A 12935-nucleotide genomic window follows, 5' to 3' on the forward strand; every position below is an offset into this window, starting at 1 on the left:
TCAGCATGCCGGTGATTGCGGCCGTCAAAGGCAGCCAGAACGGGTTCGAGGTCCGCCGCATCTATTGCGTCGGCCGGAATTATCTCGACCACATCCGCGAAATGAAGGAAGCCGACGAGCGCGATCCGCCGTTCTTCTTCCAGAAGCCGACGGACTCGCTGGTCGCCGACGGGGCGACGGTGGACTATCCCGCCGCGACCAAGGACTTCCAGTTCGAGGTGGAGCTTGTCGTCGCGGTCGGCAAGGCGGGCCGCAACATCGCGGTCGACGCGGCTGCGAAGCACATCTTCGGCTATGCCATCGGCATCGACTTCACGCGGCGCGACCTGCAGCGCGAGGCGAGGGATCGCGCCTGGCCGTGGGAGATGGGAAAGTCGTTCGATCAGTCCGCGCCCTGCGGCCCGATCCACCCTATCGCCGGCACCGGTGAGATCACCGGGGGCGCGATTTCCCTCAGCGTAAACGGCGTGCAGAAGCAGAAGGGCGATATCGGCCAGATGATCTGGAACGTCGCCGAGATCATTGCCAACCTGTCGAAGCAGTACAGACTCGAGCCGGGTGACCTGATCTATACCGGCACGCCGGCGGGTGTCGGCCCGGTGGTGCCCGGCGACAAGATCGAGTGCGTGATCGACGGCCTCGGCGCCCTGCGCATCGCGGTGGGGCCGGCCGCAGCCTAGCGGCTCGGCTCATCAGACGACCGGCGGCCGCGACAGTCCGGTCTGGTCGAGCATTTTCAGGAACTCCGACAGCCGCTGCTGGCGGTAGGCCGGGACGTCCATCGCGGTGAAGTCGTAGAAGCCCTTGCCGTCGCGCAGGCCGTTGCGGCCTTCCGCCATGTTCTTGTTGACGATCTCCGGCGCCTCGAAGCGCGGATCGTTCATGGCGCCCGAGAGATAGCGGCTGGCGTAGAACAGAATGTCGCCGCCGCCCCAGTCGATAAATTCCAGGAGACCGAGCACGGCGAAGCGGAAGCCGAAGCCGTATTTCACCGCCTTGTCGATGTCCTCGGCCGTCGCAACGCCTTCTTCGACCATCCGCGCCGCCTCGTTCATCGCCAGCGTCTGGATGCGGGGCACGATGTAGCCGGGCGAGGCGGCACATTCGACCGGCACCTTACCGACCGAGGTGAGCAACGCGCTGAATTCCTCCACCACCGCGCGGTCGGTGTCGGGCGTCGGGCTCAGTTCGATCAGCGGTACGATGAAGGCCGGATTGAGCCAGTGCGCATTGAGGAAGCGGCCCGGACGGCCGCTGTAGGCGGACAGTTGCGTCGACAGGAAGGTCGAGGTGGTCGAGGCGACGATGGCGTCCTTCGCCGCCGCTTTGTCGATCAGCGCCAGCGCGGCGCGCTTGGCCTCCTCGGTTTCCGGCACGGCCTCGAAGACATAACGAACGCCGGCAAGGGCCTCCGCGGTCTGGTCGCTCGGGTGCACCGAGACGCGCGCCATGATGGCGTCGATGGCGCTGGCGTCGAATGCGCCTAGCCCGGCCATCAGCTGCAGCGAACCGCGGACCTCGGCGAGCGTCTCGTCGGCAAGGCGCTTCTGGTCGGCTTCCGGGCGCGGCTTGGCGTCGATCAGCCGGACCTCATGGCCCGCATAGGCGAAGGAATGCGCGATGCCGCGGCCCATCCGGCCGGCACCGATGCAGGCAACTGCTGGATATTGCTTCGCCACCGTCAGATGCCTTCGTTCAAGAGCTTGCGCATGCCATCCTTGCTCTCGCCGGCCAAGCCGAGCGATTGCAAACTGCGGCCGCTCTTGCGGAAGTCGTTGCCGCTCGCAGCGCCGGCGACCGCCAGCAGGCCTGCCGCGACCGGCACCGGCACGCCAAGCCATTCGCCGACCGAGACGAGGAAGGCGAGGCCGAGGCCGACGTCTTCCGTCAGGTAGCGGTGCGACTTGAAATCGAGTTTCTCGTGCCAGTCGCCAGAGTCGACCAGCTTGTCATGGGCGAGCTGGCCATACATCCAGTTCGCGCTCTTGTAATGGTCGGCGAGCGGAAAGTGCGGCGCGCCGTAGCCGAGCGCTTCGCGCACCGCGATCCGCTCTGCGTCGAGCGCATCGTGGACGCGGCGGATCGAGACCTGAGTGCCTTCCTTGTGGATGTCCCAGCGGTCGAAATGCTCAATCGGTCCGGCATTCATGATGATGAGCGGCGGGTGGATGATCGGCCCCGCGTTCATCAGCGCGCCGGACAGCGCGTCCTCCACCGGCTCGATGGCGCCGGGGAAAGCCTGCGAGATCACCTTCAGCGCCGCGTCCGAGCGCTTGGCGGGAAATGCGCCGGTCGGCAGCCGTGTCGCCCGCGTGGTGATGGCGATCTCGGCCGGTCCGCGCTTGCGAACGAGCCACGGGAGCGTGCCGGTCTCGGCAATCGTTACCTGCGCGCGGCAGCCCTTGTCGCGTAGCACTTTCATCATCAGGTAGGAGCCGAAGGTGCCGGGCGGCAGGAAGATCACCTGTCCGTCGGTCAGGTGCGGCGCGAGCGTGGCCGCAAGGTCGGCCTGCGCGAAGGCGGGCGTCGGCGCGACGATCAGCTCGGCGCCGCGCACCGCTTCGCCGATGTCGGTGGTCGGCTTGGCGATGGCAACGTCGCGCACGCCCTTGAAGTCGCGGACCCGGATCGTCTTGCCGTCCAGCAACGGCTTGAAGGCGTCGGCGTCGCGTCGCCAGAAGCGGACCTCACGGCCTGCTTCGGACAGGTCGGCCGCCGCGGCATAGGACCCGTTGCCGCCACCCAATACAGCGATCTTCATGACTGGCCTCTGAGACTTGCGTTAAAATCTGCTTCTCGTGTGACGCCGCCGGCCTGCGGCTTTTTTGTTATCGCGTTTTCTTCACGCGAACCGGTACCCACTTCGCTCGAAAACGCTCAATTGTGCGCGTCGCCGTGGCCGCCCAGGTAAGTCGCGATCAGTTGCGGATCGTGGATCAACTCGCCGGCCGGTCCTTGACGGACGATCTCGCCGGTCTCCATGACGTAGCCGTAGTTCGCCGTCTCCAGCGCGGAGCGGGCGTTCTGCTCGATCAGCAGGATTGAGACGCCGAGATCGCGCAGCGAGGGAATGATGCGGAAGATCTCCTTCACGATCAGCGGCGCGAGGCCGAGGCTCGGTTCGTCGAGCATCAACAGCGTCGGCTTGCTCATCAGGGCGCGTCCGAGCGCCAGCATCTGCCGCTCGCCCCCGGACAGCGTGCCGGCATGCTGCGCGCGGCGCTCTTTCAGCTTCGGGAAACGGTCGAACACGTCATCGATCGAGCGTTTCGCCGCGGCGGTGCCGTCCTTGCGGCTATAGGCGCCGAGCAGGAGATTGTCGTAGACCGACATTTCGGCAAAGAGTTCGCGTCGCTCCGGCACCAGCCCGAAGCCCATTTCGATGCGGCTTTCGGTTTCGAGGCGCGTGACGTCCTCGCCGTTGAACAGGATGCGGCCCTGGCAGGGCAGGAGGCCAATCGCGGTGTTCAAGAGCGTCGTCTTGCCAGCGCCGTTCGGCCCGATCACGGTGACGACCTGACCGGCCTCGACCGCGATCGAGACATTGCGGACGGCTTCGGCCTTGCCGTAGGACACGCTCACATTGTCAATGGTCAGGAGGGCGGTCATCAGGCGACGCCTCCGAGATAGGCTTCCTGAACGCGCGGATCGTTGCGCACCGTCTGCGGATTGCCTTCGCTGATCTTGCAGCCGAAATCCATGACGACGATGCGGTCGACCAGATTCATCACGAAATCCATGTCGTGTTCGACCAGCAGGATGGTCAGGCCCTCGGCGCGCAAGGCGCGCAAGAGGTCGGCAAGCGCGAGCTTTTCCTGCTTGCGCAGTCCTGCGGCCGGCTCGTCGAGCACCAGCAGCACGGGATCGGCGGCGAGCGCCCGCGCGATTTCGAGCACGCGCTGGTTGCCGAGCGGCAGATTGCCGGCGAGTTCGAAGGGCCGCGCACCTAGCCCGACGCGCTCGAGCTGCTTCATCGCCTCATGGCGGGCGCGGCGTTCCTCGGCGCGGTCAAGGCCGAGCGCGCTGCCGATATAGCCGGCCTTGGTGCGCGGATAGAGGCCGAGCAGCACGTTGTCGAGCAGCGACATTTTCGGGCGCAGCTTGACGTGCTGGAAGGTGCGGGCGATGCCGGCGCGCGCGATGGCGCGCTGCGGAGAACGGGTAATGTCTTTGCCGGCGAATACGATCTTCCCGCCGCTCGCCGGCAGGGCGCCGGTGATCAGGTTGAACATCGTGCTCTTGCCCGCACCGTTGGGGCCGATCAGGCCGAGGATTTCGCCGGCGCGCACCTCGAAGCTGACGTCGTTGACGGCGATCAGGCCGCCGAACCGGCGCACGGCCGCATCCACCTGAAGCAGAGGCGTTCCCTTGGCCGGTTGCTCGCGGCGCGGCAGCGGCTCTGCCTCGGCGGGGCGCTCGTGCCTGGGCTCCGGCAGCCACTGGGCGATATAGGGGACGATGCCGTCGCGGGCGCGCTGCAGGAACAGGATGAACAGCAGCGCGAAGATCACAGTCTCGAGGCGGCCGAGGGTGGACGGCGACAGGCCGGCCAGGAAATCGGTATTGATGTCCTTCAGGTGCGGCAGCCAGTCCTGGATGCTGTTCTTCAGCAACATGATCAGCGCGGCGCCGACCACTGCGCCGAGCAGATAGCCGGAGCCGCCGACCAGCGCCATCATCAGGTATTCGATGCTGACATTGACGTCGAACGGCGTCGGGCTGATGAAGCGCGTCATGTGCGCGTAGAGCCAGCCGGCAACGGCCGCCATGAGCGCCGCGATCACGAAGGTGATCAGGCGGACCTGAAAGGCGTTGATGCCGAGCGATTCAACCAGCGCGTTGCCGCCACGCAGCGTCCGCATCGCGCGGCCGACGCGGGAGTTGAGCATGTTGTGGGTCGCCAGCATGGCAACCAGCAGAACCGCCCAGATCAGGTAGAAAATCTCGTCGCTGGCGGACAGTGCGTAGGGGCCGATCGAGATCGGCGGGATCGAGGCAATGCCGTTATAGTTGCCGAGACCTTCGATATTGCCGAAGCTGTAGTAGATCGCGAGGCCCCAGGCGATCGTGCTCAATGAGAGAAAGTGGCCGCCGAGCTTGAGCGTGACGCCGCCGAGGATCGCGGCGACGAGCCCGGTCATCACCAGCGCCAGAATAAGGCCCAGCCACGGCGAGTAACCCATCAGGGCGCTCGCCCAGGCCGTCGAATAGGCGGCGATGCCGACGAAGGACGCCTGACCGAACGACACCATGCCGCCGATGCCGGTCAGCAGGACGAGGCCGAGCGCGACGAGCGCGTAGACGCCGATGTAGTTGAACAAAGTGATCGTGAAGGCGCCGAGGTAATACGGCGCGCCGGCGAGCGCCAGGATAGCGACCGCGATAAGTATCCCCTTCTGCGCCGCGCTCATTCCTCGTTGTCCTCTTCGGTCTGCAGCAGCGTGTAGGAGCGCCACAGCAAAACGGGGATGAGGAGCGAGAACACGGTGACTTCCTTGAAGGGGCTGCTCTGGAAGGCCGCGAAGCTTTCAAGAACGCCGACGAACAGCGAGCCGATTGCGGTGACCGGGAAGCTGACGAGACCGCCGATGATGGCGCCGACAAAGGCTTTCAGACCGATGATGAAGCCGGAGTCGTAGAAGATCGTGTTCACCGGCGCGATCAGCACGCCGGAAATCGCGGCCATCACCGAACCGAGCAGGAAGGCGACCGTGCCGGCATGCGCTGGGCGGATGCCCATCAGGCGCGCGCCGGTGCGGTTCATCGCGGTCGCCTGTAGCGCCTTGCCCTGGATGGTGAACTCGAAGAACAGATAAAGCATCAGGCAGAAGATGCCGGCGGCGACGACGATCAGGATGGTCTCGCCGGAAATCGGAACGCCGGCGAACATCAGCGAGAAGTCGGTCAGGCTCTGTGTGCGCACGCCCTCGGGCCCGAAGAAGATCAGCCCCATGCCGGAGAGGGCGAAGTGCAGGGCGACCGCCACGATCAGCAGCAGCAGAACCGAGGCGTCGGCGATCGGCCGGAAGATGATGCGGTCGAGCAGCGGCGCGATCGGCAGGATCAGCGCGATGGTGAGCAGGATGCGCAGCGGCGCGTTCAGCGCGATGTCGCTCGCCAGCCAGACGGCGACGGCCGGCAGCATCGGCAGGATCAGATAGAAAAAGATCGCCCGCGGAATCCGCCGGTAGGCGCCGGCCCGCCAGATGCTGAACAGCTCCATGACGGTGGCGGCGCTGGCGAGCACCGCCACCAGGCCGACGGTCCCCGGAAACTGCTTCGTCTCGAGCGCCGCGAGCGTCAGCGCCGTAAAGGCGGCGATATCGCCGAACGGCACGAAAACGATCCGCGTCACCGAAAAGATCAGGACGAAGCCGAGCGCCATCAAAACATAGATGGCGCCGGTGGCGACGCCATCCATGGTGAGTATCGCGGCAATTTGTGCGTTCATCGCTTATGTCGCCGAATGCCGCGGTTTCGTGCGACGTCGCATCAGGGCTGATACATCCACTTGCCGTTGGCAAGCTTCACGACCACCAGGCTGCGCTCGTCGACGCCGTAGTACGACTTCGGATTGAAGTTGTAGATGGCGTGAACGCCGGTCACATCCTTGTTGGAGTAGATGGCGTTCATCAGAGCCTCGCGGAACTCCTGCGTGCCGGGCTTCGCCTTGGCCAGTGCGACCTCGGCGGCCTTCAGGAACACCAGCCAGCCGTCGAAGGCATAGCCGGAGAAGCCGTCATCGGCCTCGGTGTTGTTTGCCTTCTTGAAGATCTCGTGGAAGGTGGTGCCGATCTTCTTCGAGTAGTGCGAGTCCGGAAGCTGCGAGGTGACGATCACCGGGCCGGCCGAGACCTGCACGCCTTCCACCGCCTTGCCGCCGACGCGGACGAAGTCGCGGTTGAGGAGCGACGGGGTGCCGAAGAAGCCGCCCTTGTAGCCGAGCTTGCGCAACTCGATCAGCGGCAGCGCGCCCTGGGTCGCCGAGCCGCCGTCATAGAGACCGTCCGGCTTGGTGGCGAGAACCTTCAGCGCCTGCGCGGTGACGGTGGTGTCGGTGCGGGCATAGCGCTCGTTGCTGGTGACCTTCGGGCCGCCGGCGGCTTCCGCCGTCTTGGCGCCGTTGTAGACGAGGTCGCCCCACGAGTCGTTGAAGCCGATGAAGCCCGCGGTCTTGACGCCGTCGCGCTTCATGCGGTCGGCGATGACCTTCACCATCAGGCTCGGCGTCTGCGGAATGGCGATGCCCCACGGATGGCCCTCGGCGGGCACCTTCAGCAGCACCGGCGAGATCGCGATCAGCGGAACTTTCAGTTCGTTGGCGATGCCCATCATCGCCGTCGCGCCCGGCGCGCTCGAGGTGCCGACCATGATGTCGACCTTTTCCTGCTCGACCAGCTTGCGCGCGGCCTGCGTCGCCGCCGACGGGTCGGACACGTCGTCGAGCCGGATGACCTTGATCTTGTGGCCGTTCACTTCGCTTTTGTAAGCGACGGCGGCGTTGAAGCCCTTCTCGTAGTTGAGGCCGATCGACGACGCCTTGCCGCTCAGCGAGGTGACGAAGCCGACGGTGATGTCCTGTGCCTGGACCGACGTTGCAATCGAAACTCCGGCCAGCGTAGCCAAGGCGAAAGCGAGTTTTTTCATCGTACTCTCCGTATTTGGCTTAACGTGTGTTCAGTCGATGGACGTTCGACGCGGATGCGCCGACGGCCGGATAATTTCGAGCGTGTTGCGGATGTGTTTGAAGGGATCGGAGGCAAGGCAGCGCGTGCGGCGGTGTCCGCAGCTTCGCGCGGAGCGGTCACGCAACCCGATAACGCCTCGTTCCCCATCGCGTTCCCCGTGGCCGAATGCGCGACCTTGTTGCACCCGATGACAGGTGTGTCGCGATCTGGTTCGGTGCCGGCCACCAAATTACTTTAAGCTTAAAATTATTGGCTCGGCCTTGTCAACCGCGCCGCGGGCCGGTTTCGCCTGTTTTTCCCGCCACTTTTAGCATGTCGGCGGGATGCCGCCGCCCGCGCGCGGATGCCGCAGGGAGGCCCGCCCCGCGTGGCGAGATCGGCAGACAGGTCAGCGCTTGAGGCGATAGCCCGCCGCCTCGCGGTCCCATGTCGCTTCGGTGACGCCGCGCTCGGTGAGCTTGTATTTCTGCACCTTGCCATTCTCGGTGGTCGGCAGCGTGGCGACGAATTCGAGATAGCGGGGAACCGCGAAATAGGGCAGGCGCGGCTCGCAGAACGCGATCATGTCGACATGCGACAGTGTCTGGTCGGGATGCAGGACCACCGCCGCCATCACCTCATCCTCGGCGAGCGAGGAGCGGACCGGGAAGGCGGCCGCGATGGCGACGGCCGGATGACTGAGCAGAACCTGCTCGACCTCGAACGACGATATGTTCTCGCCGCGGCGGCGGATCGCGTCCTTGATGCGGTCGATGAAGCGGAAATAGCCGTCCGCTTCGCGCACCACGCGGTCGCCGGTATGGAACCAGCCGTTGCGCCACGCCTCGGCGGTCTTCTCCGGCGCCGCGAAGTAACCGGTCGCAAAGGCGAGCGATTCGTCGGCGCGCACCAGCATCTCGCCCGGCGTCCCGTCCGGCACATCATTGCTCTCGCCGTCGACAACGCGGGCGTGAAAGCCGCGATAGACCGTGCCCATCATGCCCGGCCGCTGCCGGTTTGCGGTGGTGCCGATGGCAAAGTTGGTCTCGGTCGAACCCCAGCCGTCGATCAGCTTGATGCCGGTCCGTTCGATGAATTCGGCATGGAAGCGCGCCGGGACACCGGGCGCGAGCACCCGTCTTGCGCGGTGTGCCGTCTCCTCCGGGCCTTTCGGCCGGGAGAGCAGGATCGGCACCATGGCGCCGAGGACATAAGTCACGGTCGCCTTGGAGCGCGTCAGCGCCGCGTAGAAATCCGACGCCGAGAACCGCCGCTCGAAGGTGACCGGAATGCCGATCAGCAGCGCCTGAAAGAAGGTGTTGAGCGCATTGGTGTGGAACAGCGGCAGCGTGGTGCAGAGCACGTCGTCGGATTGCAGTTCGAGCAGTTCGGCGGTGTTCAGGCTCCACCAGAAATACTGCGCGTGCGGGCAGCAGACGCCTTTCGAGGGGCCGGTGGTGCCCGACGTATAAAGGATCGTCAGCATGTCGTCGGGCTTCAGCGCGGCCGGCTCGATCGGCGCGCCGGGCGCGGGCAGGGGTGTCGAGACGATGGCGCCGGCCTTGATCGGCGTGTCGCCGTCGACCGTCCAGATCGCCTCGAGCGGCAGTGCCGCGACGTCGATCTGATCGAGATTGGTGCGGAAGGCGTCCTCGATGATCAGCAGCCGGGCGCCGGAATTCGACAGGATGTGCTGCAACTGATGGCCGCGCGAGGCGGTGTTGACCGGCACCGCGACGGCGCCGAGCCAGGCGCAGCCGAGAAAGGCTTGCAGAAATTCGATGCGGTTCGAGCAGATCAGGGCGACCCGGTCGCCGGTCCTGATGCCGGCCTCGCGCAGCACGCCGGCGAAGCGGCTCGCCGCCTCGCGGGCCTGATGGAACGTCCAGCTAACCCCGCCGCTCGAGACCAGCAGCTTGTCGCCGTGGCTTTCGGCCTGCCGTGCCAGCATGACGGGAACGATGCGCTCGTGAGGCGCAAACAGCGCCGTGAGCGGACGGGGCTCATGCTGGTGGGGCGTGTCGGTCATTCTGGACAATTACTTTAACCTTAAAGTATATGGGGGGAAAGACAAGCCGAAAGCTCCCGGCCCGCGCCGACACGACGCGCCGACGAAGCAGCGATGGGAGGCCGACATTCGTATCTGGTATCAGAGCTACGTCGACTACGAGCACGGCAAGATCTACTGGGACCGGTTGCGTGCCCACCTTGCCTCAATCGTTGACGAGGGAACGACCGTCGACGTTCACGGCATCACCCCGCACGACTCCTACGCGCATCCGATTGTCGAGATGCGCTGCGCGCGCGAGGTGATCTGCAACGCGGTGCGCGCGGAGCGCGAGGGATACGATGCCTTCGTGATCGGACACTTTCAGGACGCCGGGCTTTATGAGGCGCGTTCGGTGGTGAAAATTCCGGTCGTCGCCTTGGGCGAGGCCTCGATGCTCTACAGCTGTCAGCTCGGTCAGCGCGTCGGCATCGTCACGATCAACACGCGCTATATTCCGTGGTTCCATCACCAGATCCGGAAATACGGATTGCGCGACCGTGTCACCGGCGTTCACGCGATGCAGTTCGAGCCGGGGCAGATTCTCAAGGCCTATGAATCGCAGAAGCTTGCCGATGAGGTGCGCGTTCTGTTCGACACGCAAGCGAAGCCCCTGGTCGCCGGCGGCTGCGAGGTGCTTATTCCCGGCGGCGGCATTCCGATGCTGCTGTTCGCCGCGCTTCACGAGCACGTCGTCGATGGCGCGCCGGTGATCAACGGAATTCCGATCGCCGTAAAGATGGCGGAAATGGCGGTGAAGCTGCGCAAGCTCACCGGTCTCGGCGTCAGCCGGTCGGGCGAATACACGCTGGCGCCGCCGGAGATCATCCACGAGTTCATGACGCATCCCAAAGGATTGTGATCGGGCCGCGTCGGCGAGAGGCGGCAAGGAAAGTGCATCGGACGGGTGATGGCGAATAGTCAAGGGCTGCAACTTGTCGTAACCGAGGTCCGCGCCGAGACGCCGCTGATCCGCTCGCTGGTGCTTGCGCGGCCGCATGGTGCGCCATTGCCGTCATGGCAACCGGGCGCGCATATCGACATTCAATTGCCCGGCGGTGGCGAGCGCTCCTATTCGCTCATCAATCTGAAGAGCGACCCGGACGCCGGGACGCGGCCGGCTGCCTACCGGCTTGGTGTGCGGCTCGAAGACCCGAGTACCGGCGGCTCGCGCTTCATGCACGGCCTGAAGCGGGGCGACACCGTGCAGATCACGCCGCCGTCGAACAATTTCCCGCTCGAACCCGACCATCGCCCCGTGGTTCTTGTCGCCGGCGGCATTGGTGTCACGCCGATCGTATCGATGGCGGGAGCGCTTTCCGCCGAGCAGCGGCCGTTCCGCTTTTATTACGCCGGCCGCAAACGGCAGGAACTGGCCTTCTTGACCGAGATCAACGCGCTTTGCGCCGACAAGCTCACCATCCACGCCGACGACGAAGTCGGCGGGTTCTTCGATATCAAGGCGCTGATGGGCTCGCTTAAGGGCGGCGAGCGTCTTTATTGCTGCGGGCCGCTGCCGATGATCGAGACGGCGATTGCCGCGGCGAAGGAGCTTGGCTGGGAGCAGGAGCGGTTGCGGTTCGAACTGTTTGCCGCCGCCGCACCCCGCGCCGACGATGCGAGCTTCGAGGTGGTCTTGAAAAGCACCGGCGAAAGCTTCCAAATCCCCTCGGACAAGAGCATTCTTGATGTGTTGATCGAGGCCGGCAAGGATCCGCTTTACGACTGCAAGCGCGGCGATTGCGGGATTTGCCAGGTCACGGTGCTGGAAGGCGTGCCGGACCACCGGGATTACATCCTGTCCGACGCGGAGAAGGCGGAAGGCAAGATGATGCAGATTTGCGTGTCGCGTTCCAAGACGCCGAGACTGGTCATCGATCTTTAGGAATGAGGAGACCGGCGATGTCGAGATATCGCAACAACCGTGAAGCGGTCGCGGATCTGGTGCGGCCGACGGAGGTCCATCGCGACGTCTATATCGACGACGAGGTGTTCCACCTCGAGATGGAACACCTGTTCGCCAATACCTGGGTCTATGTCGGCCACGAGAGCCAGGTGGCGAAGCCCGGCGATTATTTCGGCACCACCATCGGCCTGCAGCCGATTCTGATGGTGCGCCACACCGACAACACGGTGAAGGTTCTCTACAACCGCTGCCCGCACAAGGGTACGCGCATCACCACCGAGACCTGCGGCAACACCGGCAAGTTCTTCCGCTGCCCCTATCACGCCTGGAGCTTCAAGACCGACGGCTCGCTGCTCGCGATCCCGCTGAAGAAAGGCTACGAGAACACCGGCCTTGAGGAGAGCCACGCCGGCAAGGGCATGGCGCCGGTCCGCCACGTTCACAATTACCGCGGCTTCATCTTTGCGAAGCTCAACGACACCGGTCCCGGCTTCGAGGAGTTCTTCGGCGATAGCCTGTCGAGCTTCGACAACATGGTGGACCGTTCGCCGGTCGGGAAGCTCGAGGTGGCCGGCGGCGTGCTGCGCTACATGCACAACTGCAACTGGAAGATGCTGGTCGAGAACCAGACCGACACCTGCCATCCGATGGTTGCGCACGAGTCGTCGGCGGGCACCGCGATCGACGTCTTCAAGAAAGCGCCGCCCGGCACCAAGAAGCCGATGGCGGTCGAGATCTACGCGCCGTTCATGGCGCCATACGAGTTCTTCGAGGAGATGGGCATCCGGGTCTGGCCGAACGGCCACGGTCACACCGGTGTGCATCACTCGATTCACTCCGACTATTCCGCGATTCCCGGCTATTTCGAGAAGATGGTTGCGGCCTATGGCGAAGAGCGGGCGAAGAAGATCCTCGGCGAAAACCGCCACAACACCGTCTATTTCCCCAATCTCATGATCAAGGGGCCGATCCAGCTGATCCGCCTGTTCAAGCCGCTAGCCGCGAACAAGACGCTGGTTGAATCCTGGACGTTCCGCCTCGTCGATGCGCCCGACATGCTGCTCGAGCGGACCCTGATGTACAACCGGCTCATCAATGCGCCAACCTCGGTGGTCGGCCATGACGACCTCGAAATGTACGAGCGCGCGCAGGAGGGCCTGCATGTCGACGCCAACCAGTGGGTCAACGTGCAGCGGCTCTATTCGAAGAACGAACAGCCGGACGTGACCGCCGAGACCAACGGCACGACCGAATGGCAGATGCGCAACCAGTTCCACGCTTGGTCCAAATTCATGACGATGTCGATGTGAGGCGC

General features: G+C 64.7%; 11 protein-coding genes. 4 read left to right on the forward strand and 7 right to left on the reverse strand.

Features of this window, described 5'->3' with window-relative positions; genetic code table 11:
• The first annotated feature begins 5 nt into the window (after positions 1-5).
• A complete protein-coding gene (locus tag AB7F10_RS07065) occupies positions 6-680 on the forward strand; it encodes a fumarylacetoacetate hydrolase family protein (protein WP_428559226.1) in 675 nt (224 codons plus the stop codon).
• 12 nt (positions 681-692) lie between these two features.
• On the opposite strand, the gene AB7F10_RS07070 is transcribed toward AB7F10_RS07065, so the two are convergent.
• From AB7F10_RS07070 to AB7F10_RS07100, 7 genes are all read right to left on the reverse strand, one after another.
• Positions 693-1679: a 3-hydroxybutyryl-CoA dehydrogenase gene (locus AB7F10_RS07070; protein ID WP_428559224.1), complete on the reverse strand. Its 987-nt coding sequence runs from the start codon at positions 1677-1679 to the stop codon at positions 693-695.
• 2 nt (positions 1680-1681) lie between these two features.
• On the reverse strand, positions 1682-2761 hold the full coding sequence (locus tag AB7F10_RS07075) for an NAD/NADP octopine/nopaline dehydrogenase family protein (protein WP_428559221.1): 1080 nt from the start codon (positions 2759-2761) through the stop codon (positions 1682-1684).
• A gap of 116 nt (positions 2762-2877) precedes the next feature.
• A complete protein-coding gene (locus AB7F10_RS07080) occupies positions 2878-3609 on the reverse strand; it encodes an ABC transporter ATP-binding protein (RefSeq protein ID WP_428559219.1) in 732 nt (243 codons plus the stop codon).
• Positions 3609-5411, reverse strand: a complete 1803-nt coding sequence (locus AB7F10_RS07085; RefSeq protein WP_428559217.1) for an ABC transporter permease subunit — start codon at positions 5409-5411, stop codon at positions 3609-3611. The genes AB7F10_RS07080 and AB7F10_RS07085 overlap by 1 nt, the downstream gene beginning before the upstream one ends.
• A complete protein-coding gene (locus AB7F10_RS07090) occupies positions 5408-6451 on the reverse strand; it encodes a branched-chain amino acid ABC transporter permease (RefSeq protein WP_428559215.1) in 1044 nt (347 codons plus the stop codon). Before AB7F10_RS07090 ends, AB7F10_RS07085 begins: the two co-directional genes overlap by 4 nt.
• A gap of 41 nt (positions 6452-6492) precedes the next feature.
• Positions 6493-7647, reverse strand: a complete 1155-nt coding sequence (locus AB7F10_RS07095) for an ABC transporter substrate-binding protein (protein WP_428559212.1) — start codon at positions 7645-7647, stop codon at positions 6493-6495.
• 429 nt (positions 7648-8076) lie between these two features.
• Positions 8077-9696, reverse strand: coding sequence for an ATP-dependent acyl-CoA ligase (locus AB7F10_RS07100; protein WP_428559210.1), 1620 nt, complete (start codon positions 9694-9696; stop codon positions 8077-8079).
• Here AB7F10_RS07100 and AB7F10_RS07105 point away from each other — a divergent pair.
• From AB7F10_RS07105 to AB7F10_RS07115, 3 genes are read left to right on the forward strand one after another with little or no spacing between them, the layout of a single operon-like run.
• On the forward strand, positions 9686-10576 hold the full coding sequence (locus AB7F10_RS07105) for an aspartate/glutamate racemase family protein (RefSeq protein ID WP_428559207.1): 891 nt from the start codon (positions 9686-9688) through the stop codon (positions 10574-10576). The genes AB7F10_RS07100 and AB7F10_RS07105 overlap by 11 nt on opposite strands.
• 48 nt (positions 10577-10624) lie before the next feature.
• Positions 10625-11599 (forward strand): PDR/VanB family oxidoreductase, encoded by a 975-nt coding sequence (locus AB7F10_RS07110; RefSeq protein WP_428559205.1) that lies wholly within the window; start codon positions 10625-10627, stop codon positions 11597-11599.
• A 17-nt stretch (positions 11600-11616) separates the two neighbouring features.
• Positions 11617-12930, forward strand: coding sequence for an aromatic ring-hydroxylating dioxygenase subunit alpha (locus AB7F10_RS07115; protein WP_428559203.1), 1314 nt, complete (start codon positions 11617-11619; stop codon positions 12928-12930).
• Positions 12931-12935: the final 5 nt, after the last annotated feature.

The organism is Pseudolabrys sp., from assembly GCF_050250095.1.
GTDB lineage: Bacteria > Pseudomonadota > Alphaproteobacteria > Rhizobiales > Xanthobacteraceae > Pseudolabrys.